The 22,116-nt window shown below is 65.0% G+C and carries 23 protein-coding genes; 3 read left to right on the top strand and 20 right to left on the bottom strand.

Annotated elements, in window-relative coordinates:
* The first annotated feature begins 20 nt into the window (after nucleotides 1-20).
* Together BM144_RS07555 and BM144_RS07550 are read left to right on the top strand one after the other, a co-directional pair.
* Entirely contained in the window at nucleotides 21-962 is a 942-nt protein-coding gene (locus BM144_RS07555) for a CysB family HTH-type transcriptional regulator (protein WP_092950760.1), read from the top strand.
* 51 nt (nucleotides 963-1,013) lie between these two features.
* Nucleotides 1,014-2,183 (top strand): pyridoxal phosphate-dependent aminotransferase, encoded by a 1,170-nt coding sequence (locus BM144_RS07550; RefSeq protein WP_092950758.1) that lies wholly within the window; start codon nucleotides 1,014-1,016, stop codon nucleotides 2,181-2,183.
* A gap of 28 nt (nucleotides 2,184-2,211) precedes the next feature.
* Here BM144_RS07550 and BM144_RS07545 read toward each other — a convergent pair whose 3' ends face one another.
* From BM144_RS07545 to BM144_RS07470, 16 genes are all read right to left on the bottom strand, one after another.
* A complete protein-coding gene (locus BM144_RS07545; RefSeq protein ID WP_245783577.1) occupies nucleotides 2,212-3,036 on the bottom strand; it encodes an alpha/beta hydrolase in 825 nt (274 codons plus the stop codon).
* 56 nt (nucleotides 3,037-3,092) lie between these two features.
* A complete protein-coding gene (locus tag BM144_RS07540) occupies nucleotides 3,093-3,485 on the bottom strand; it encodes a RidA family protein (protein WP_092950756.1) in 393 nt (130 codons plus the stop codon).
* A gap of 9 nt (nucleotides 3,486-3,494) precedes the next feature.
* Nucleotides 3,495-3,941 (bottom strand): acyl-CoA thioesterase, encoded by a 447-nt coding sequence (locus BM144_RS07535; RefSeq protein WP_245783576.1) that lies wholly within the window; start codon nucleotides 3,939-3,941, stop codon nucleotides 3,495-3,497.
* 42 nt (nucleotides 3,942-3,983) lie between these two features.
* A complete protein-coding gene (locus BM144_RS07530; protein WP_092950752.1) occupies nucleotides 3,984-4,694 on the bottom strand; it encodes an ABC transporter ATP-binding protein in 711 nt (236 codons plus the stop codon).
* Nucleotides 4,691-5,458 (bottom strand): ABC transporter ATP-binding protein, encoded by a 768-nt coding sequence (locus BM144_RS07525; protein WP_092950750.1) that lies wholly within the window; start codon nucleotides 5,456-5,458, stop codon nucleotides 4,691-4,693. Before BM144_RS07525 ends, BM144_RS07530 begins: the two co-directional genes overlap by 4 nt.
* Nucleotides 5,455-6,435, bottom strand: coding sequence for a branched-chain amino acid ABC transporter permease (locus tag BM144_RS07520; protein WP_434802651.1), 981 nt, complete (start codon nucleotides 6,433-6,435; stop codon nucleotides 5,455-5,457). Before BM144_RS07520 ends, BM144_RS07525 begins: the two co-directional genes overlap by 4 nt.
* Nucleotides 6,436-6,442: 7 nt before the next feature.
* The gene (locus BM144_RS07515) at nucleotides 6,443-7,363 is read right to left on the bottom strand and encodes a branched-chain amino acid ABC transporter permease (RefSeq protein ID WP_092950746.1); all 921 of its coding nucleotides are present in this window, start codon (nucleotides 7,361-7,363) and stop codon (nucleotides 6,443-6,445) included.
* Nucleotides 7,364-7,381: 18 nt separating this feature from the next.
* Entirely contained in the window at nucleotides 7,382-8,578 is a 1,197-nt protein-coding gene (locus BM144_RS07510; protein ID WP_092950744.1) for an ABC transporter substrate-binding protein, read from the bottom strand.
* 62 nt (nucleotides 8,579-8,640) lie between these two features.
* Nucleotides 8,641-10,257: an AMP-binding protein gene (locus BM144_RS07505; protein WP_092950742.1), complete on the bottom strand. Its 1,617-nt coding sequence runs from the start codon at nucleotides 10,255-10,257 to the stop codon at nucleotides 8,641-8,643.
* A 33-nt stretch (nucleotides 10,258-10,290) separates the two neighbouring features.
* The gene (locus BM144_RS07500) at nucleotides 10,291-11,439 is read right to left on the bottom strand and encodes an acyl-CoA dehydrogenase family protein (protein ID WP_092950740.1); all 1,149 of its coding nucleotides are present in this window, start codon (nucleotides 11,437-11,439) and stop codon (nucleotides 10,291-10,293) included.
* Between the two features lies 1 nt (nucleotide 11,440).
* Nucleotides 11,441-12,295, bottom strand: coding sequence for an enoyl-CoA hydratase family protein (locus tag BM144_RS07495; protein ID WP_092950738.1), 855 nt, complete (start codon nucleotides 12,293-12,295; stop codon nucleotides 11,441-11,443).
* A complete protein-coding gene (locus BM144_RS07490) occupies nucleotides 12,292-12,864 on the bottom strand; it encodes a MarR family winged helix-turn-helix transcriptional regulator (RefSeq protein ID WP_092950736.1) in 573 nt (190 codons plus the stop codon). The genes BM144_RS07495 and BM144_RS07490 overlap by 4 nt, the downstream gene beginning before the upstream one ends.
* Before the next feature lie 28 nt (nucleotides 12,865-12,892).
* Nucleotides 12,893-13,657: an SDR family NAD(P)-dependent oxidoreductase gene (locus BM144_RS07485; RefSeq protein WP_092950734.1), complete on the bottom strand. Its 765-nt coding sequence runs from the start codon at nucleotides 13,655-13,657 to the stop codon at nucleotides 12,893-12,895.
* Between the two features lie 3 nt (nucleotides 13,658-13,660).
* Nucleotides 13,661-15,991 carry a bifunctional salicylyl-CoA 5-hydroxylase/oxidoreductase gene (locus tag BM144_RS07480; RefSeq protein WP_092950732.1) on the bottom strand — a complete coding sequence of 777 codons (2,331 nt, stop codon included), beginning with the start codon at nucleotides 15,989-15,991 and terminating at the stop codon, nucleotides 13,661-13,663.
* A gap of 137 nt (nucleotides 15,992-16,128) precedes the next feature.
* Nucleotides 16,129-17,052, bottom strand: coding sequence for a carbohydrate kinase family protein (locus BM144_RS07475; RefSeq protein WP_175525973.1), 924 nt, complete (start codon nucleotides 17,050-17,052; stop codon nucleotides 16,129-16,131).
* A gap of 1 nt (nucleotide 17,053) precedes the next feature.
* The gene (locus BM144_RS07470; protein ID WP_092951106.1) at nucleotides 17,054-17,968 is read right to left on the bottom strand and encodes an ROK family protein; all 915 of its coding nucleotides are present in this window, start codon (nucleotides 17,966-17,968) and stop codon (nucleotides 17,054-17,056) included.
* On the opposite strand from BM144_RS07470, the gene BM144_RS07465 reads away from it, so the two are divergent.
* Complete coding sequence (locus BM144_RS07465; RefSeq protein WP_175525972.1) at nucleotides 17,967-18,842, top strand: LysR substrate-binding domain-containing protein; 876 nt, start codon at nucleotides 17,967-17,969, stop codon at nucleotides 18,840-18,842. The two genes, BM144_RS07470 and BM144_RS07465, sit on opposite strands and share 2 nt — an antisense overlap.
* A 9-nt stretch (nucleotides 18,843-18,851) precedes the next feature.
* Here BM144_RS07465 and BM144_RS07460 read toward each other — a convergent pair whose 3' ends face one another.
* The 4 genes from BM144_RS07460 to BM144_RS07445 are packed head-to-tail and all read right to left on the bottom strand — an operon-like array spanning nucleotide 18,852 to nucleotide 22,116.
* On the bottom strand, nucleotides 18,852-19,751 hold the full coding sequence (locus BM144_RS07460) for a DMT family transporter (protein ID WP_092950726.1): 900 nt from the start codon (nucleotides 19,749-19,751) through the stop codon (nucleotides 18,852-18,854).
* Nucleotides 19,752-19,767: 16 nt separating this feature from the next.
* Nucleotides 19,768-20,526 (bottom strand): SDR family NAD(P)-dependent oxidoreductase, encoded by a 759-nt coding sequence (locus BM144_RS07455; RefSeq protein ID WP_092950724.1) that lies wholly within the window; start codon nucleotides 20,524-20,526, stop codon nucleotides 19,768-19,770.
* Nucleotides 20,523-20,954, bottom strand: a complete 432-nt coding sequence (locus BM144_RS07450; RefSeq protein ID WP_092950722.1) for a GlcG/HbpS family heme-binding protein — start codon at nucleotides 20,952-20,954, stop codon at nucleotides 20,523-20,525. The genes BM144_RS07455 and BM144_RS07450 overlap by 4 nt, the downstream gene beginning before the upstream one ends.
* Nucleotides 20,941-22,116, bottom strand: a complete 1,176-nt coding sequence (locus BM144_RS07445; RefSeq protein WP_217644330.1) for a sedoheptulose 7-phosphate cyclase — start codon at nucleotides 22,114-22,116, stop codon at nucleotides 20,941-20,943. The genes BM144_RS07450 and BM144_RS07445 overlap by 14 nt, the downstream gene beginning before the upstream one ends.

Raw genomic sequence — 22,116 nt, 5'->3', positions numbered from 1 at the left:
ATCTTTAGCAGCAATCAGATATGAACCTGCACCAGTTCCGCTTCGTCCAGGAAGCCGCGCGCCGCAATCTCAACCTTACGGAAGCGGCCAAGGCCCTCCACACCTCCCAGCCGGGCGTGTCCAAAGCCATCATCGAGTTGGAGGAGGAACTGGGGGTCGACATCTTTGCTCGGCACGGCAAGCGGCTCAAGCGCATCACCGAACCGGGCCAGCATGTGCTCAAGAGCATCGAGCTGATCATGCGTGAAGTGGGCAACCTCAAGCGCATCGGCGAGCAATTCAGTGCGCAAGACAGCGGCACCCTGAGCATTGCCACCACCCATACGCAGGCGCGCTACGTGCTTCCCGTTCCCGTTGCCAAGCTGCGCGATGCGTACCCCAAAGTGAACGTCAGCCTCCACCAGGCCACGCCGCACGAGGTGGCGCGCATGGTGATCGACGAGGTGGCTGAAATCGGCATGGCGACCGAATCTCTCGCGGACTACCCGGATCTCGTGACCCTGCCCTGCTATGAATGGCAGCACGTTCTGGTGATGCCCACCGGCCACCCTCTGGCCCAGAAGGAGCGGGTCAGCGTGGACGACATCGCGCATGAATCGCTCATCACGTACCACCCTTCGTTTACCGGTCGCGGCAAGATCGACCAGGCTTTCGCAGCGCGCAAGCTGCAACCGCGCATCGTGCTGGAAGCCATCGATTCCGACGTGATCAAGACCTATGTGCGCCTGGGCCTGGGCGTGGGCATCGTGGCCGAAATGGCCATGCGGGACGACCCTTTGGGCGACTTGGTCGTGCGACCCGTGGGCCATCTTTTCGGGCAGAGCGTGGCCCGCGTGGCCTTCAAGCGCGGCGCCTACCTGCGCAATTTCGTCTACCGGTTTGCAGAACTGCTGAGCGACAGGCTCAACCGGGAACTGATCGCACGCGCCATGTCAGGCCACGTGAACGATTACGAACTCTGATCCATCCGCCGGCCGTGCCGGCGCCTTTCTTCCCCATTATTCGACGCTTCCATGACGACTCCAGCCACTGCGCGCACGCCCGCCTTTCCCAGCAAGCTGCCCCATGTGGGCACCACGATTTTTTCAGTGATGTCCGCACTGGCTGCAGAGCATGGCGCCGTCAACCTGGGCCAGGGCTTTCCGGATTTCAGCTGCGATCCAGCGCTGGTCGATGCAGTGAACGATGCCATGCGTGCCGGCCACAACCAGTATCCACCGATGCCCGGGGTCGCCGCGCTGCGGCACGCCGTAGCGCGGAAGATCGAGGCACTGCACGGCCGCGCCTATTCTCCCGACCGAGAGATCACCGTCACGGCAGGGGCGACGCAGGCGATTCTCACAGCGATCCTGGCCATCGTGCACGCGGGTGACGAGGTCATCGTCCTCGATCCGTGCTACGACAGCTATGTGCCCAACGTGGAGCTGGCCGGAGGCAAAGCCGTGCGTGTGCCGCTCCTGCCTGGCACGTTCCGGCCGGATTTCGCACGGATCGCGGCCGCCATCACGCGCCGGACACGCGCCATCATCCTGAACACACCGCACAACCCGAGCGCCACGGTCTGGAGTGCTGACGATATGCGGGCCCTGGATGCCTTGCTGGCCCCGACAGATGTTCTGGTGATCAGCGACGAGGTCTACGAACACATGGTGTTCGATGGTGCAGAGCACCAGAGCGTGTCGCGATTCCCCGGCCTTGCAGCCCGTGCGTTCGTCATCTCCAGCTTCGGGAAGACTTTCCATGTGACGGGGTGGAAGGTGGGGACCGTGGCGGCGCCCACGCCGCTCATGGCCGAGTTCCGCAAGGTCCACCAGTTCAACGTGTTCACGGTGAACACCCCCATGCAGCATGGCCTTGCAAGCTACCTCGGTGAGCCGGCGCACTACCTGCAGCTGCCTGCGTTTTACCAGGCAAAGCGCGACCTTTTCCGCCAGGGCCTGGAGGGCTCCCGGCTCCGCCTTTTGCCCAGTACCGGCAGCTATTTCCAATGCGTGGATATCTCGCAGGTCAGCGATCTGGGCGACGCGGATTTCTGCCAGTGGCTCACCCGCGAGATCGGGGTGGCGGCCATCCCGCTATCGCCCTTCTATGGGGACGGCTTCGACCAGCGGGTGGTGCGGTTCTGCTTTGCCAAACAGGACAGCACACTGCACGAAGCGCTGCAGAGGCTGCGGCGGCTGTGAACCGGGCAACCGGCACGGCAGAGTAGTTTTACGGGATCGGTGGACCGGCCCACCGACGCAGCGCGTGGCACAGCGTGCTGCCAGCATCCTCGAATGCCTGCACGGCCACAAAGTGATCGGCCCCCGTCTGCGGCGCCAGCGCGACCGCGTTGCCGGCCTTTTCCCAGGCGGCACGAAATTCCAGCGACTGCCGGGCAAACGCTTCCTGCTCGGCCTCGCCCCACGACAGCACCAATGGCGTCGCACACGAGCGCACATGGTTGATGGGAGAGTTGCGTTGAACGGCCCCTTCATCGAGCTGGATCGCAGGTTGCAGATAGCTGTATCGAAGCGGGGCGATGTCATAGAGCCCGCTGACCAGGACCGCACCGGCGAACGGATCGGCAGGAAGGCCGTAGTCACCCGCCCAATCCGTTGCCAGCAGCATCGCTCCCAGGTGCCCGCCTGCGGAGTGCCCTCCGATCATCACCCGCCGAGGGTCTCCGCCGTGCTCGCCGATGTGCCTCAGCACCCAGGCCGCAGCAGCCCTGACCTGCCGCACGATCTCGTCGAGCGAGACCGCCGGACAGAGCGCATAGTCGATGACCACGGTGGTGAAGCCCAGGGAGTGCGGCCCGGTGGCCACGCAACTGAAATCACGCGCGCTGCGCGCACGCCAGTAGCCTCCGTGGATGAAGAAAAAAATAGGGGCTCCAGATTTCGCCGCAGGAAAGATGTCGAGGGTTTCCGCGACCGTCGGGCCATAGGAGACGGCCGGCAGGTACGGCAGCGCATGCCGTGCCGCTTCGCTCGGAGAACTGGCGATTGGACGCGGACGCGTCAATGGCCCGCTTGAGCGGGTCATAGGCGTCATCGATCTCCTGGAGGCTCGCAAAACCATGGGGAAGTCGCAATGCCATGGCAGGCGTGTCAATCCGGCACGACGGCTGTGACTTCGATCTCGACCTTGGCACGGTCCTCGATCAGGGCCGAGACTTCCACCGCCGTCATCGCGGCGTTGAAGCTCCCGATGATCTCCCGGAAATCCTTGCCGATCTGCTGGAGCGAGGCGATGTAGTCTCTCTTGTCCGTCACGTACCAGGTCATGCGCACGATATGCTCGGGCCGGGCGCCACCCTCCTTCAGGACTTCGACGACATTCCGAAGCGCCTGCCTCACTTGGCCGGCCAGTTCGTCGGTATGGAAGATGCCCTGGGCATCCCAGCCGATCATTCCTGCGACGAACACCATCCGCCCCTGCGCCGTGACTCCATTGGAATAGCCCTTGGGCCGAGGCCAGCCAGGGGGAAGAAGGACTTGCATTCGATTCTCCTAATCGGTCAAAAAGGGACCTCGTGCCATGGGGGCGCGAGGTGCTCCCAGCGCAGCCCGCACATCGGCGGGTATATCCATGGCACGGTGCGTTTGCAGGCTGGTGAAGACCAACACCTGCCGCGACGCGACACGCAATTCATCTTCCGTACGGGCGGTGAAGGCCAGCGTGAGTGAACGTCCTCCAACACGCTCCACGGAAAGCGCCAGCGACAGGAGATCGCCCATGCGGCTCACGGCACGGAAATCGCACTCCAGCCGGACGATCGGAAGGCCGATTCCGCGCGGACCCAGCATGTCGGCATAGGAAATGCCCAGTCCGTCGTTGAACCAGTCCTCCACCAGTTGGTGAAACAAGATCAGGTACTGCGGAAAGAACACGATCCCTGCGGGATCGCAATGGGAAAAGCGGACCCGGCGCAAACGCACGAAATCCGGTGCAGCCACTCCATCGGTTGGCGGGGGCAAGGGAAGACGGGTACCCATCGGTCAGACCCCGATGTAGCGCTGCCAGAGCGCGGGATCGGCGGCCAGCGATTCGGAATCGCCGTGCCAGACCACACGGCCGCGTTCGATGATGGTGTGGCGATTGGCCAGCCGGACCAGCCGGCGCACGTACTTGTCGATGACAAGGATCGTTTGCCCCTGGGCACGCAACATGTCCAGGCAGCGCCAGATCTCCTCGCGGATCAGCGGAGCCAGGCCCTCCGTGGCTTCGTCCAGAATCAGCAGGTGCGGGTTGGTCATGAGGGCCCGTCCGATCGCCAGCATCTGTTGCTCGCCCCCCGAAAGCTGATTGCCCATATGCGAAGCGCGTTCTGCGAGTCGGGGAAACAGCGCATGGACGCGTTCCAGCGTCCACGGCTCCGCACTGGCATTGCGGCGTGCGGCGAAGGCCAGCAGGTTCTCCCGCACTGTCAGGTTGGGAAAGATCTGCCGGCCTTCCGGTACGACCGCCAAGCCCATGCGAGCGATGCGGTCTGGCGCCCATCCTTCGATGCGTTCGCCGCGGAAACGCACGCTCCCGCCCCGCATTCCCGCAAGCCCGAGCAGCGCCCGCACCGTGGTCGTCTTGCCCATGCCGTTGCGCCCCAGCAAGGTGACCACCTCGCCCGGCACGATCTCCAGGGAGATTCCGAACAACACCTGGCTGCTTCCGTAGGCGGCCTCCAGCCCTTCGACTTCCAGCAAGGCACTCATGGTGCATCCTCCAGTTCGTCGCCCAGATAGGCACGCTGCACCGCTGGGTGCTGCCGGATTTCCTGCGGCGTTCCGGTGGCGATCACCTTGCCCGATACCAGGGCGGAGATGCGGTCTGCCAGCCGGAACACGGCACCCATGTCGTGCTCGACCAGCAGGAGGGTCACCTGGCCGCGCAATCCCTGCAGCAGGTCGACCATGCGCTCGGATTCCTCCGGCCCCATACCCGCCATGGGCTCATCGAGCAGCAGCAGGCGGGGTTGCAGCGCTAGTGCCAGCCCGACTTCGAGCTGGCGCTGTTGTCCGTGCGAGAGTGCGCCGGCCAACTGCTGGATCTGCTCCAGCAGGCCGACCCGGTCGGCCACCGCTTCCGCCGCGGCATAGCGACTGCGCTCGGCACGTGCTGGCTGCCAGAGCCCCCGGAAGCTGCTTCCGCCGCGAGCCTGCGCAGCGAGCGCGAGGTTGTCCAGCACCGAGAGCCGCGGAAAAACGCTGGTGATCTGGTAGGACCGCACCAGACCGCCATGCACGCGCGCGTGGATCGGCTGGCGGGTGATGTCGCCGCCATCGAAATGGATGCGCCCGCTCGTCGGGGCCAGCGTTCCCGAAAGCTGGTGGATCAGGGTGGTCTTGCCGGCGCCGTTGGGACCGATCAGCGCGTGGACCTCGCCCTCCAGGACCGTCAGGTCCGCACGGTCGGTCGCGAGAAGACCTCCAAAGCGCCGGACCAGCTTCTCGGTCCGCAAGATCACGCGCCCGCTCATGGCTGCCGGGCCCTCGCGCTCCAGAGGCTGAGCAGCCCATTGGGCGCCACGAGCACCACCAGCAACAGCACGGCACCGAGGCCAAACTGCCAGTGCATCGTGTGTGCGGCCAGCACCTCCTCGATCAAAAGAAACACCGCCGCTCCGACGAAACCTCCGTACAGGCGCCCCACTCCGCCCAGGATCACCATGACCATGAGCATGCCCGACTGGCTCCATTGCAATAGCGCAGGACTGACGAAATTCGCTTGATTTGCCAATAGCGCGCCGGCCAGTCCACCGATCGCGCCAGCCAGAGTGAAAGCCGCCAGCTTGTGCCGGCAAACGGGAAAGCCCAGGGCTGCCATGCGCGTCTCGTTCTCGCGAATGCCTTGGAGCACGTGGCCGAAACGCGCGTTGAGCAGACGGGCGAGCAGCAGGAAAACCAGCACGCACAGCGCCAGGACGACATAGTAGAAGCGCGCATCGTCGGAAAGATCGAGCCATGCGCCGATCTGCGAGCGCGAGGGCAAGGAAAGGCCGTCCTCGCCCCCGTAAGCCTTGAGCGAAACCATCAGATAGAACAGCATCTGCGCAAAGGCCAGCGTGATCATGATGAAGTACACCCCTTGGGTGCGAAGACTGATGAGCCCGATGATCAGGGCAAAGAGGCCCCCCGCGACGATGGCGGCCGGCCAGGCGACCCAGGCAGAGGCGACACCCTCCTGCATGAGGATGCCCACGGCATAGGCCCCCACGCCGACGAAGGCCGCATGGCCGAAGCTGACCATTCCGCCAAAGCCCAGGATCAGGTTCAGGCTGGTCGCCGCCAGGGCGAAGATCAGGATGCGGCTCGCCACGCCGATGTAGAAAGGCTCCCCGAATGCCTGGGCCAGAAGAGGAAACAACGCGAGCAATGCCAGCATCGGAACGCTCCAGCGCGCATGCAGAGGATGATCCAGCAGGCTGGGGAATGCAGGCGCGGAGGAAGTGGGCATCGTGACCTCAGCCATGGGAAGGGAACAAGCCGCGCGGCTTCCAGAAAAGCACCGCGGCCATCAGCACGTAAATCAGGATCGAGGCCACAGCGGGACCCGCGCCAGCCGCCGCCGCAGGTCCGAACAAACCCTCGATGACCATCGGGACCAGCGTGCGGCCGGCGGTGTCTACCAAGCCGACGAGCATTGCCCCCAACAAGGCGCCGCGGATCGACCCGATCCCGCCGATCACGATCACCACAAACGCGAGGATCAGGATGCTCTCGCCCATGCCCACCTGCACCGCCAGCAAGGGGCCAAGCATGCCTCCGGCAATGGCACACAGTGCTGCCCCCAGTGCGAACAGCGCGGTGAAAAGTCGGCGGACATTCGTCCCCATGACCAGAGCCATTTCGCGATTGGAAGCCCCCGCGCGCACCTGCATGCCAACCCGGGTGCGGGTGACAAGCACATACAGCAGCAGCGCCACGCCCAGACCCACGCCGATGATGAAGAGCCGATAGGCCGGATAGTAGAAGCCGGGCAGCAGCTCGACCGGCCCGGCAAGCGACTGCGGCGGGTTCAACGCCAGTGGCTGAGAACCCCACAGCATGCGAACGGCCTCATTCGCCATGAGCAGGATGGCGAATGTGCCCAGGACCTGCGAAAGATGGTCGCGGCGGTAAAGGCGGCGCAGCACAGTGATCTCCAGCAGCACTCCTATGGCCGCGGTGGCCAGGGTTCCCCCGGCAAGTCCGACCCAGAACGAGCCCGATGCCGCTGCAATGGTGGCGATCAGGTAGGCGCCGACCATGTAGAGCGAGCCGTGGGCGAGATTGATCATGTCCATGATGCCGAAGATCAGCGTCAGGCCCGCAGCCAGCAGGAACAGCATCAGTCCGAACTGCAAGCCGTTGAGCAACTGCTCGAGAAAGAGAGTCCCCGTCATGCGCTCGAGAGGGCGTTGTCAGGAGGGCATGCGGCACTCGCCGGCATAGGCGTCGGCATGCCCTTCGAAAACGCGACCGACCGTTTTGTTCGTGACCCTGCCCTGGCCATCCTTCACGACTTCACGCAGGTAGTAGTCCTGGACCGGGTAATGGTTGGTGTTGAAACGGAAAGACCCGCGGACGGATTCGAACGGCGCGGCCTCCAGAGCCTTGCGCAGCCCCGCCTTGTCTTCCAGCTTGCCGCCGACGCGTTGCACTGCGCCGCCGATGAGGCGTGCAGCGTCATATCCCTGGGCCGCGTACAGCGTGGGCAAGCGCCCATATTCCTTCTGGAAGTCCGCGACAAAGCGCTTGTTGGCCGCGTTGTCCATGTCGTGCGCCCATTGGGAGCTATTGAAAATACCGACCATGGCATCTCCCACCGCGCGGATCACATCCTCATCGGCAGAGAAGCCCGGTGCGAACAGCTTCATTTCCTTGCCCAGCCCCGCTCCCGTGAACTGCTTGACGAAGTTCACGCCCAGACCACCGGGCAGGAAGGCAAAGACCGCATCGGCGCCGGATGCCCGGATCTTGGACAGCTCGGCTCCGTAGTCGAGCTGGTTCAGAGGCGTGTAGGTCTCCAGAGCCACCTCGCCCTTGTAGAAACGCTTGAAGCCGGCCAGCGCATCCTTGCCTGCAGGATAGTTGGGTGCGATCAAGGCCACCTTCTTGAAACCCCTGTCCTGCACGGTCTTGCCGACGGCCTCGTGCATGCTGTCGTTCTGGTAGGACGCACTGAAGAAAAAAGGATTGCACTGCGCGCCCGCATATTGCGATGGACCTGCATTGGCGCTGATGTAGAAAGTTCTGGACTGGAATACCGGAGGGCCCACCGCCAGCATGACATTCGAGAACACGATGCCCGTCATGAAATCCACGCGCTCGCGCTTGAGCAGCCGATCGGCGGTTTGCTTGGCTGCATCCGGGCTCTGCTGGTCGTCCGCCACGGTCACCTCGGCAGGCAACCCGCCCAGTTGGCCTCCGGCCTGCTTCACGGCCAACTGGAAGCCGTCGCGAATATCGATGCCCAGCCCCGACCCTGGGCCCGAAAGCGTGGTCAACAGGCCGATCTTCACCTTGTCTGCGGCCTGCGCAGCACCGCCCAGCAGCACAGCGGCAGCCAGGGCGGCAACGGACACGTGAGGGTGCGGCGAGCGCAGAAAGGATCTCATGGGTGGCTCCTGGGTCGATGGCATTGACAGGGTTTCGGAACGGAGGCGGCAGCGTGCCGGACTCACTCGGGTGGGTGTAGCTTAAAGCGCTGCAGCTTGCCCGTCTGCGTGCGCGGAAGCCGTTCGATGAATTCGATGGCGCGCGGATACTTGTAGGGCGCGACAGTCTGCTTGACGAAATCCTGCAACTGGACCGCCATGGACTCATCTGCCGGGTTTCCGGGCCGCAACACCACGAAAGCCTTGACGATCTGACCACGCCGGGCATCGGCAATGCCGATCACGGCGCATTCCGCGACGGCGTGGTGGGCCATGAGCGCATCTTCCACCTCGGGAGCCGCGATGTTGTAGCCAGCGGAGACGATCATGTCGTCCGTGCGCGCCTGATAGAAGAAATAGCCGTCGGCATCCATCACGTAGGCATCTCCGGTGAGATTCCATCCGTTCTGCACATACGCTTTCTGGCGCTCGTCGGCAAGGTAGCGGCAACCGGTGGGGCCCTGCACGGCCAGCCGGCCGACGGTACCCGGAGGCACCTCACGCCCCGCTTCGTCCACCACCTTGGCACGGTAGCCGGGCACAGGTTTGCCGGTGGCGCCTGGCCGTGCATCGGCCTCGCTGTGCGATATGAAGATGTGCAGCATCTCGGTAGCCCCGATGCCATCGATCAGTTCGATGCCCGTGGCCTCTTTCCACAGCGCCCGCGTCGAAGCCGGCAACGCCTCTCCGGCAGACACGCATTTGCGCAGCGGCGTCCTCCGCAACAAGGCGCCCTCTTCGGCCAGCGCACGGTAGGAGGTGGGGGCCGTAAAAAGCACGGTCGCCTGAAAATCCTGGATGCCCTGCAGCAACTGCGATGGCCCCGCCTTCTCCAGCAGCACCGTCGAGGCGCCGATGTGGAGCGGGAACAACAGCATCCCCCCGAGACCGAAAGTGAAGGCCAGCGGTGGGCTGCCGATGAAGACATCCTCCGCACTGGCCTTGAGCACGTGGCGCGGCCAGCAGACGCAGATCGCCAGCAAATCGCGGTGGTAATGCATGGTTGCCTTGGGCACACCAGTTGTTCCCGAGGTGAAGCCCAGGAGGCAGCAGTCATCCGATGCCGTGTCGACGTTGTCGAAACGCGGCGAAGCCAGGGCCATGGCCGCTTCCAACCCGTCCGGCCCCTCGCTGTGGAAGTAGCGCACCTGGGCCAGATGCGAACCGGCCGCCTGCCCGGCGATTTGCAACTCTTCCCTCAACACGGCATCGCAGAGCGCATGCGTGACCTGCCCGATCTCGATGATGTCCTTCAGCTCCTTGGCCCGCAGCAGCGGCATGGTCGCTACGGCGATTCCCCCTGCCTTCATCACGGCGAACCAGCAGGCGGCGAGCATCGGATTGTTCGGCGCTCGCAGCAGTACGCGGTTGCCGGGCCGCAATCCCATTTCGTTCACCAGCACGTTGGCAATGCGCTGGGCCTTCTCCTGTAGATCGGCATAGGTCCACACCAGGCCCGGGGCGCGAATGCAGATGCGCGCGCCACGCCCCTCGCGCACGTGCACGTCCAGCAACGGATCGGCACAGTTGAGCCGCTCGGCGAACTGCAGCCCAGGCAGATCGAAAAGGTAGTCCGGCTGCTGCGCGGAGGGCGGCAGCCTGTCGCGTGCGAAGGTGTCCACATGGGCGCTGGCGTGCATGTCGTATCCCCTTGGCTTTTCGGCGCCCGGGCTTCAGGCCGCGGCCCTCAGCAGTTCGCGCCCAATGATGAGTTGCTGCACTTCGGTCGCACCCTCGTAGATGCGCAGCGCACGGATTTCACGGTAGAGCTTTTCAACCGCCTGTCCGCTCACCACGCCCAGGCCGCCAAACATCTGCAAGGCCGCATCGATGACCTGTTGCGCGTTCTCTGTCGCGGTCATCTTGGCCATCGCCGCCTCGCGGGTCACGTTCCTGCCCTGGTCGCGCAACCATGCGGCGCGGTAGGTGAGCAGCGCCGCACTGTCGACAGACGTGGCCATCTGCGCCAGCTTCGCTTGCGTGAGCTGGAAGTCGGCCAGCACACCGCCGAACATCTTGCGCGTGGTGGCCCGTGCAAGTGCTTCATCCAGCGCCCTTCGCGCGAAGCCCAGGGCTGCAGCGGCCACCGACGTCCTGAACACATCCAGCGTGCGCATGGCCACCTTGAAACCTTCCGCCGGCAGACCCACTCGCTGCGCGGCAGAAACGCGGCAGCGGGAGAATTTCAGCCGGGCAAGCGGATGCGGTGCAATGACGTCGATGCGCTCCGCGATCTCAAGGCCGGGCGTGTCCGCATCGACGATGAATGCACTGATGCCGCGCGAACCCGGAGTCTCGCCGGTGCGCGCAAACACCACATAGAAGTCGGCGATGCCGCCATTGGATATCCAGGTCTTCTCGCCATCGAGCACATAGCCGTCCCCGTCCGCACGGGCGGAACATGCCATGGCGGCCACGTCGGATCCCGCCTCGGGCTCGGACAGGGCGAAGGCAGCGATGGCTTCTCCGCGCGCCACGGGAGCGAGATAGCGGGCGCGCTGCTCGGGCGTGCCGTGCAGGCTGATCGCCCCGCTGCCCAGTCCCTGCATGGCAAAGGCAAAGTCCGCCAGGCCTGAATGGCGTGCCAATGTCTCGCGGATAAGGCACAGGGCACGGGTGTCGATCGCACGGGCCGATTCGCCCACGGCATGCTGCAGCCACCCGCCCTCGCCCAATGCCCGCACCAGTGCGCGGCATTCCGAGTCCACATCGGCACCATGGTCCGCCGACAGGTGCGCACCGGCCCAGGCGTCCAGGCGCCGCGCGAGTTCGGCATGCCTGGGCTCGAAGAACGGCCAGTCGAGGTAGGTCATGTCAGCCATTTCAGTTCCCCTCGAAACGCGGCTTTTGCTTGGCGACAAACGCGTGGTATGCACGCGAGAAGTCTTCCGTCAGCATGCAGATCGCCTGGGCCTGGGCCTCGGACTCGATGGCCTGATCGATCGTCATGGCCCATTCCTGGTGCAACATGGTCTTCGTGATGCCATTGGCGAAACTCGGTCCCTCGGCCAGTTGGCCCGCCAATGCCTGCGCTTCGGCCAACAGCGTCTCCGGAGAGGCAAGGCGGTTGAAGAATCCCCACCGTTCGCCCTCCTCTCCTCCCAGGCTGCGTCCGGTGTAGAGCAATTCGCTCGCCCGTCCCTGTCCGACAATCCGCGGCAGCATGGCGCACGCTCCCATGTCGCAGCCGGCCAGGCCCACGCGGTTGAACAGGAAGGCGGTCTTGCTGCGAGAGGTGCCGAGCCGCAGGTCGGACGCCATGGCAATGATGGCGCCGGCCCCCGCGCATATCCCGTCCACGGCAGCCACGATGGGCTGCGGGCAAGCGCGCATGGTCTTCACCAGATCACCCGTCATGCGAGTGAACATGAGCAGTTCGGGAACGCGCAGCTGGATGAGCGGGCCGATGATTTCGTGCACATCGCCACCGGAGCAGAAATTGCCCCCAGCGCCGGTCAACACCACGGCGCGGACATCGTCCGCCCAGCGGAGTTGGTGAAAGAGCTCCCGCAGTTCGGCATAGCTGTCGAACGTCAACGGGTTCTTGCGCTCTGGCCGATCGAGCGTGACGGTGGCAACGCCGCCTTCCACATGCCACAGGAAATGCCGGGGTTCGTAGCCAGAGAGCGGCCGCCGGTTGCCGGCAAGGAGCTGGGGGTCGATGCGGTGTGCTGTCATGGCGTGGGTTTCTTTCTCATCGGGGCTTCGGCTGGGGGGCTACCGGGCTCACGCTGGCTCTGCACCAGGTGCACGCGCAGATGGCCGAGGTGTTCATAAAGGGCTTCCTTGCTCGGCCCGGGCAATCCGGCAAAGAGTCCGGTGAGCCAGTGCTCATGTTCCTGCGCCATGACGGTGAACTCGGTCCGCCCTTTGTCCGTCAGCCGTACGCGCCAGGAACGCCGGTCTTCCTGGTCCTCGTTGCGCTCGACCAACCCTTCCTTGACCAGTTGGTCGGTCAGGCCGGTCACGTTGCCGCCCGTGACCATGAGGTAGCGCGACAGCACGTTCATTCGCAGTCCATCAGGGTGGCGGTCGAGCTGCGCCAAATAATCGAAGCGCGGCAAGGTCGTGTCGAATCGCGTGCGCAGCCATTGCCGGATCTGCTGTTCGATCTGCGTGCTGCAGGCCAGCAACCGAAGCCAGATCTTGGTATCCAGATGGTCGTCTGCCTGGGCGCGCGCCTCCAGGCCGATGTGCTCGTCGCCGAGCGACTGCACGAGCCGGAAGCTCTGGGAGCGGCTTGCCATGGGGATGTGCTCCTTTTTCCTTTTGCGGTTACATGACCTCGCCGCCACTGACGGAGAGGGATTGCCCGTTCACGGCGCGCGCGCCATCGGTGCACAGCCAGGCAACGGCGTCGGCCACCTCGTCAGGCGCCACGAGGCGGCGCTGCGGATTGCTGCGGACGAACCCCTCCTGCGCCTCTTGCGCGCTGCGGCCGGTCTTGGCGACGATGCGCGCCACGCTCTGGCGGACGATGTCGGTATCGGTGTAGCCTGGGCACACGGCATTGACTGTCACCCCCTTGGCGGCCATCTCCAGTGCCAAGGCCCGGGTGAGGCCGATCACCCCGTGCTTGGCAGCGCAATAGGCGGCCACATAGGCATAGCCCACCTGCCCCGCCGTGCTCGCAACATTGACGATGCGCCCCCACCCGGCGGACAGCATTCCCGGGAGGGCCGCCTGGGTGCAGAGCATCGTGCCCGTGAGATTCACATCCATCATGCGCTGCCAGAGGGCCGCATCGGTTTTGAGGAACGGCGCGCTTTCCGCTTGCCCTGCGTTGTTGACGAGCACCTGCACCGGCCCGAAGCGGGAACGCGCCTCGTCGAATGCCTGGGCAACCTGCTGCGCGTCGGCCACATCGGCGGAAACACCGTGCAGCCGACCTCCGTCGGCCGCACAAAACGCCAGCAAGGCCTGCAGATCCCGTCCCAGCACCGTCACATGCATGCCTTCCCGCACGAGGCGGAGCGCGATGGCGGCGCCGATGCCACGGCTACCGCCCGTGACCAATGCATGGCGTATGGAAGAGTCCATGCATCAACCCCTTTCCGCCTGCATCGCTTTCTCACGCTCGAAATGCGCCTCCAGCTGCTGCTTGCCCGACCGGTACTGCGGCGGCCAGTGCACGGCCTTGTAACCGATGCGAGCCGCTTCGGTCAGTGTCCACGCCGGATTGGCCAGGTGCGGGCGGGCGACCGCACACAGATCCGCTCGCCCTGCCGCCAGGATGCTGTTGGCATGGTCAGCCTCGCTGATCGCCCCGACGGCGATGGTGGGAATACCGGCCTCTTGCCGGATACGGTCCGAAAACGGCGTCTGGAACATGCGGCCATACACCGGCTTTTCGCGCTTGCTCACCTGACCAGATGAGCAGTCGATCATGTCCGCACCTGCCGCCTTGAAGGCCCGCGCAACCTCCACGGCATCCTGCGGGGTGATCCCACCTTCCACCCAGTCATGCGCGGAGATGCGCACGGACAGGGGTTTGTCCTGCGGCCACACCGAGCGCACCGCAGCAAACACTTCCAGGGGATAGCGCAAACGGTTCTCCAGCGAGCCGCCGTACGCGTCGGCACGCCGGTTGGTCAGCGGCGAGATGAAGCTCGACAGCAGATAGCCGTGCGCACAGTGGAGTTCGAGCCAGTCCGCGCCGGCGTCCGCCGCAGCCTTTGCCGCCTGCACGAACTGCGCTTGGATCGCCTCCATGTCGGCGTGCGTCATTTCCCGGGCGACCTGGCTCACACCCTCCAGATACTGCTGGGACGATGCGGAAACGATCGGCCAGTTACCGTTCGCCAGCGGTTGGTCGATACCCTCCCACGCGACGCGGGTGGATGCTTTCGCGCCTGCGTGGCCGATCTGGATGCCGAACTTCGCGTCCGTATGCGCATGGATCCACTGCGCAATGCGCCGGAAAGCGGCGGTATGTTCAGGCCGGTAAAGCCCCGGGCAGCCAGGCGTGATGCGCCCGTCGGCGCTCACACAGGCCATCTCGGCGAACACCAAAGCAGCGCCTCCCATGGCGCGTGCGCCCAGGTGCACGAGGTGGTAGTCGCCGACCAGTCCGTCGCTCGCGGAATACTGTGCCATGGGCGAGACCACGATGCGGTTCTTCAGGGTCACGCCCCGCACGGTGTAGGGCGTGAACATCGGTGGCGGAGGCTTGCCGCCCTGTGGAGCGTCGACACCTGCGCGTCCCGCGAACCAGTTCTCGTAGCCTTCGAGCCAGGCGCTGTCACGCAAACGCAGGTTTTCATGGCTGATGCGTTGGCTGCGCGTGAGCATCGAATACATGAACTGCTCGGGCTCCAGTTGGTCGCAGTAGCGCTCTCCGCACACTTCGAACCATTCCATCGCATTCCACGCGGCATTCTGGATGCGCAGTGTCTCGATACGCCGCAGTTCCTGGTAGGCAGCCAGCACGCCTGGGATATTCTCCCGGCGGGAGCCCGACCGCTTGAACTGCCGCGCCAGCTCGATGGCATCTTCGATGGCGAGCTTGGTTCCCGATCCGATGGCGAAATGCGCCGTGTGCACGGCATCTCCAATGAGCACCACATGCGCTCCCGGACGGTTCTTCAGCCACCATTGCGCGCAGACCACCCGCTGGAAATTGAGCCATGCGGATCCGCGCAGATGGCGCGCATTGGCCATGAGCGGCGCACCCTGCAAGCTCTCTGCGAAGACCCGCTCGCAGAACGCGACAGACTGGTCCTGGTCTGCCCGATCCAGGCCATGCGCCTTCCAGACAGCCTCCGGGCATTCGACGATGAAGGTCGTGGTCTGGTCGTCGAATTTGTAGATATGCGCCTGAAACCAGCCATGCTCCGTGCGCTGGAAATCGAAGGTGAAGGCATCGAACAGCTTGTGCGTTCCCAGCCAGATGTAGCGGTTGGGACGCGTGACGATGTCGGGCTGGAAGCTCTCGGCATACCGTGTCCTGATGCGGGAATTGACACCGTCGCTGGCAATGATCAGATCGGCATCCGGAAAATCCTCGTCCGATGCCACCTCGGTGTTGAACACCAGCTTCACCCCAAGGCGCTCGCAGCGCGCCTGCAGGATGTTCAGCAGCTTCTTTCGACCGATTCCCACGAAACCATGGCCGCCCGAGCGGATCGAGCGGCCCTTGAAGCGCAGTTCGATGTCATCCCAATGGTTGAAGGCTTCCTGGATTTCTTCGGCGGTTTCGCGGTCCCACGCGCGCATGTTGTCCATCGTGGCATCGGAAAAGACCACGCCCCAGCCAAAGGTGTCGTAGGGCTTGTTGCGCTCCACCACGGTGATGTCGTGGTCAGGATCCTGCTGCTTCATGAGCAGAGCGAAATACAGGCCCGCCGGGCCACCGCCGATACAAACGATCTTCATGCGAAAGGTCTCCGACACCCAGTGGGACTGGAAACAACTTTAGAAGTCAATCGTTTAGATGTCAACCATTTGGTGGGTGCATGTTCTTCGGGAAAGCACCTGGTGGTCGGCCCTTGGCGAAAGCTGACGCGTGCCGCCTATGGCGCCGCAGGAGGCCGCCCCGCCAAGTTGGCAGCAGGCACCTGCAGCACCTGGGCACAGTAGGCCCGCGCTGCCTCCAGCGCCTCGCGGATGGGCTGGCCAGCCGCCCACCGGCACGCGAACGTCGCGCCGAAAGCATCCCCCGCGCCCAGGGTGGAACGCACGGATACCTTCCGGGCATCGATGCGATGGACGCACCTGTTGTCGTACAGCACGGCGCCCTGCGCCCCCAGAGTCACCAGCAACGACTGCGCTTGCCGCGGCAGCATGCCCGCCATCCAGGCCGAGCCATCGGCAAGGGGGTCATCGGGCAGGCGGCCCCCCCGCTGTGCAGACCATCGCCGAGCTTCCTGCTCGTTCATGCTGACCAGATCGGCCCGCATAATCAGCCGCTCCAGGGCAGGGCTGCGCGATTCGATCTGGCGCATTCCGGGATTGATTGCCAAACGTGGGAGCCTGACAGCCAGGCGCTCCAAAGCACTATCGAACTCTGCCTCGGCCTGCGCCGACAGCGCTGTCACATAGAGCAGATCGGATTGCCCGATGGCTTCCAGTGCGCGGGCGGGCGCAACCCCTGTGCTGGCCCCGCGCTGGGCGAACACCTGGGCTTCGGCATCCGCACCGAGATGGATCACCGCCCTTCCCGTCGGCTGCCCCCCCACCGACTGGACCAGCGAAAGATCGATGCCTTCCTTGGCCAGCGCAGAGCGCAGCCACTCTCCTTCTGCATCGCCGCCCACCGCGCACACGATGCGAACGCGGGCCTCGCATGCCTGGCAGGCCAGGCTGGCATTTACCGCGCCGCCACCCACGCCCATGGTGATCGATTCGACATCCTGCTTGGCACGGGCTTCGCTGCCGAGCGACGCGCCTGCAACGATGACGTCGATCGTCGCACCTCCGATAGCGGTGACCTGCATGTCAGATTCCCACCATTGCAGCGCCGAATACGCCGGCCGCGTTTCCCAACCGGTTGCGCAGCACCGGCGTCGTGTAGGCATCGCAGAAGACCCTCTGGTGCAGCCGCCTCACACCCTCCGTATAGAGCTCATCGATACTCGCCAGCCCTCCGCCGATCACGATGGCCTGCGGATCCAGCACGGCGACGACATTGGCCACCGCCTCAGCGAACCGGTCGAGGAACCGATCCAACACGGCGGCCGCAGCGCCTTCGCCGGCACGGGCCCGGCCGACGATCCCGGCCGCGTCCATGTCCGCGCCTGTCGCCTGGGTGTAGGCCTGCGCCAATGCGGGACCACTCAGGTAGCGCTCCACGCACCCTCTGCGCCCGCAGTAGCAGGGTGGTCCCAGGGGGTCCAGCACCATGTGCCCCCACTCACCCGCGATGCCGTTGCGTCCTTCCATGAGCCGCCCCTGCACGACCACGCCCGCCCCCACGCCGGTACCGAGCACGATGCCCAGCACCTCCTGGCTTTGCGCAGCCGCACCCATTCGGCTCTCCGCCAGCGCAAAACAATTGGCATCGTTGACCATCGCGAATGGCCGGCCGATGCGAGCCTCCAGGTCCTGGCGCAACGGGCGACCGTTGAGTGCCGTGGCGTTGCAGTTCCGCAGAAGCTGCGTAGCGGGTGAAATCGATCCCGGCGTTCCGATTCCGAGGGTGTGCGTGCCTTGGCCCACACGCTCCGCCAGGGATTCATACAGGCTGGCGATGCATTCGACGACGGCCTCGTAGCCCTCCTGCACCGGCGTGGCACAGCGCAATCGCTCACATTCCTGTCCACCATCGTCAAGTACGATGCCTTCGATCTTCGTGCCGCCGACATCGATGCCGATCCGGTGCGGCGCCGTTGGATCCAGCTTGCCTTCATTCATGCGGAACATCCCTCCCATCCATCTGATCGTGGCCTTCGATGCGGTTGCCCGCCGGCAGAGCTTCAACCAGGCCGCGGACGACCTGAACATTTCCTACAGCGCCATCAGCCATCGCATCCGCGCGCTCGAAAAGCACCTGGGCGCGACGCTGTTCAACCGAACCACGCGCGTGGTGTCCCTCAGTCCGGAAGGCGCCTATCTGCACCAGCAGATGAAGACGTCGCTCGATCTGCTGGAAGCCGCGTTCAGCGGCTTCGCCCACGAGCGCGACGTCGTCCGCATCACCGCACTGCCGTCTTTCGCGCGTTTCCGGCTGGTGCCTGCACTGACGGAGTTCCATCGCACCCACCCGACGATCTCCATCGCCATCCTGCCCACGACCCGCACGGTGAACATCACCCAGGGCGAAGCGGACATCGCGATCCGCTTCTCCCGCGATACCCCGGAAGCATTCCATTGCGAGCGCTTGCTGGAGGACGAATGGTTTCCGGTCGCGGCCCCCCGTTACCTGCAGCAGCTGGGCCACCGAAGCGTGGCCGAAGTCTTCAAGCGCGCGGACATCCTGTCGCACAGCCGGCAACCGTGGGACCCGTGGCTGAAAGCTGCCGGCCTTCGCATTTCGGCCGCCCAGCGCAACCTCACGTACTCGGACACCGGCTTCATGCTGGACGCGGCGCTGAATCTCCAAGGCATCGCCCTGGGCCGCCGCTCGCTCGTCAAGGAACTGCTGCAGGACGGCAGCCTGGTGCGGGTTTCCGACACATCTCTGCCCTCCGAGCAGTCCTACTTCCTGCTGGCCTCCCAACGGGCGGTGATCTCTCGCCACGGCAGCACGGTGATGGAATGGATACGATCGCTGGTAGTCGAAGGTTGAGTCCATCGTTCAGTGCATGACGGTCAGGACGATGCCCAGCAGCACACCGGCGATGGCAAAGGTTTTCTGCCGGATGAACCGCTCCTGGAAGAACAGCGCAGACAGCGCGAACACCATGACCAGATTGGTTCTGCGAAGCACCGAGATGACGGAAATGAGCGCTCCCTCCATCTGCACGGCGGCCAGGTAGATGTACTCGGCCAACACGTAGGCAAAAGCGATGGCGGGAACCGCCCAGTTGCGGCGCACCAGGCTGGCCACCTCCAGATCCCGGAACAGCCAGGGCAGAAGGAGCAGCGCAATCCCCCCCCGCTGCAACGCGGAGTACGCCTGCACGGCCGCGAGGTCCATCTGCAGCGTCGCCAGGATGTGCTTGTCGTACAGCGCATTGGCGGACGAGAGCAGCGTGGCTGCCAGCATGCAAAGCACCCAGAGATTGCGCCGGAAACTGATCCCTTCCCGACGGCCGATGAGGGAAAACAGGTAGTACGACCCCATCGACACGGCAAGGCCGAGCCACTGCCACCAATTCAGCCGTTCGGCCAGCAGGAGCACCGCACCCAGCGCCGTCCAGAGCGGGCCGCTGGCCCGCACGCCGGCGGAAATCGACAAGGGCAGCGACTTGACGGAGTAGTACGAAAGGATCCATGTAGCGACCATCATCACGGACTTCGGCAGCAGGGCCATCTGTGCCTGTGGCGATAGTCGTTGCGGCGCGAGCCCTGCCGCTTGAAGCGTACCGCTCCAGGGCGCGGGCATGTAGAAGAACGGCAACCAGATCAACGCTCCCAGCACGGAGCACCAGAACACCACCTCCAGGACGGTCTTTTCCTTGAGGGCGAGCTTGGTCAGGAAATCGTAGGTTCCGAGAACGAGGCCGGCCAGCAGGCCCAACGCGATCCAGGTCATTGCATTGCACTGCAGGTCAGGCTGCGAGAAATCCGCCGTCCACCGCAATGGCCGCGCCGTTCACGAAGGATGCAGACGGGCTGCACAGCCAGAGCACGGCTTCGGCCACTTCGTCCGGCTGCCCTACGCGCTGCATCGGCAAGCGCTCGGCCCATCCCTGGATTCCGCCCGAAACCTCGGAGGAGCGCACCAGCATGTCGGTATGTATGGGACCGGGAGACACCGCGTTGACCCGCACGCCGTGGCGCGCCGATTCGATCGCCGCCACCTTGGTGACCGCCCAGGCCGCATGCTTGGAGGCCGTGTACGCCGCCGTACCCTCCAGGATCGAACGGTGCGCATGCACCGACAGATTGGCAACGATGGCGCCCGTACCCCGCCGGTGCATGGGCGCGAGCAGGTGCTTCAGGCAGAGCATGAGCCCCGTGCAGTTGACGGCCATCACGCGATCGAATTCGGCGACATCCTGTTCCACGATGGACCCTGCCGCGCCGGTGCCGGCATTGAGGAACGCGGCATCCACTTCACCAAAGGCGTCCACCACCCGTTCGCGCAAGGCGACCACCTGCGGCTCGCTGGTGACGTCGCAAGCCAAGGCCAGCGATGCGCCGCCGCCGTCCCGGATCTGCTGCGCCGTTTCCTCGCACGCGCTCAGCGACCGCCCTGCCACCACCACGCGGGCCCCGGCGCGCGCAAATGCCAGGGCCGTGGCACGACCGATGCCCGAGCCGCCGCCCGTCACGAGCGCGACGCGCCCGCCGTAGATACCGTTCATTCGGACTCCCCTGCCCACCCGGCAACGGCAGCCGTCTTCCGCGCCAGTTCCGCGTCTTCGCCCGAAGCCGCGCCACTGATGCCCACTGCACCGACCACAGCGCCCTGCATGGACAGCGGCACACCACCCGCCAGAGGCAAGGCACCCGGCAATGCGAGGTATGAAAGGCGGCCTTTCTCCAGGCTCTCCTGCATGGCCTGGGTGTCGCGGCGGAACAGGGCCGCCGTCCTGGCCTTGGCGATGGCCAGTTCCACCGAAGCAGGGAAAGCCCGCGCATCGCGCTGGAACGCCAGCAGGTGACCGGCGCCGTCCACCACGGCCACAGCAATGTCGAGCCTGCGTTGTGCTGCCATCTCCATCGCCCGAGCCACCACCTCTGCCGCCTGGTCTGCCGCAAGGCACGGCGCTGCCGACTCAGCGGGCCGCATCGCGCATCCCTTCGGCGGCTGCGCGGATTTCCCCGATGCCCAGGTCGTTGATGAAGACGCAATCGCCGATGCCCGAGGGCATCGGCAAGCGCTGCAGGCCGTCGCGGTGCCGCACCGTGTCGGCCAGGGCCTCCTGCAGCATGTCGGGATCTTCGAAGAACCGATGGCACAGCGGCAGTTCCATGGCCCGCATGACGTCGGCCACGCGGTCGAGTTCGCCCGCCGACATGAGGCCTCGGCCGACTGCAATGCGGCAGGAAAACAGCACATCCAGAGCGACGGCCTCCCCATGCAGCAGTTCGGGAAGCGCACGCATCTCCAGCAGGGGCGCGAACGAGTGCCCGAAATCCACGGAGCGTTCGAGCATCGTCTCCCACAGGTTGGGTGCCAGTTCCTCGAGCATCCCATCGACAGCGCGCGAGATCACCTCGGGCGCCACGGTGCCATCCTGGAACGCCGTGTCCAGCAGCATCCTGGAATGGCGTTCGAGCAGGGTGAACAAGCGTGCGTCCTTGATGACTGCCAGCTTCAGCAACTCGCCCATGCCATTCGACAGATGGCGCCGCTCGACGGTGCGCAGGAACCGGCGGTCCAGCAAGGCCTTGCTCGGCGCGTGGTACGAGCCCAGCCGGTTCCGGCGCCCCAGTGCGTTGACGGCGGTCTTGATGCCCACCGCGGCGTCCCAGATCGCCATCGCGTTGGTGGGCACCTTGATGTAGGGAATGCCCCTGCGGTACAGCCCCGCGGCAAAGCCGACGAGGTCGAGCAGCACGCCGCCGCCGATGCCGATCAGGGGATCGGAACGCCGCAGGACACCTTGCGCCTCCAGGTGCCTGACGATCGACATGGCCGACTCCAGGTCCTTTTCCTCTTCGGTCACCGGCAGAACCAGGGCCTGCAGTTCGACCCCGTGGCGGTCGTAGTAACGGCGGATCTGGTCGCCGTACAGGGCATGCACCCGTTCGTCGATGACCACGACATGCCTGCGCACAGAAGGGCCCGCACCGCAGGCGTCGAGAAAACCCCGGTTCGACTCGTCGAACAATCCATCCAACTGCCGCACTTCGTAGTGCACATCCTGCGTGGCACTCACCTGCCATGCCGACGGCGCGGGGCGCATCAGCACCCCGGCCGACGCGACCGCCTGCGTTCTATCGTTCAT

It is taken from the genome of Paracidovorax konjaci (genome assembly GCF_900112675.1).
Lineage (GTDB): Bacteria > Pseudomonadota > Gammaproteobacteria > Burkholderiales > Burkholderiaceae_C > Paracidovorax > Paracidovorax konjaci.
Note: the sequence above shows the minus strand (reverse complement) of the source record. Positions and strands in the feature narration are given on the sequence as shown.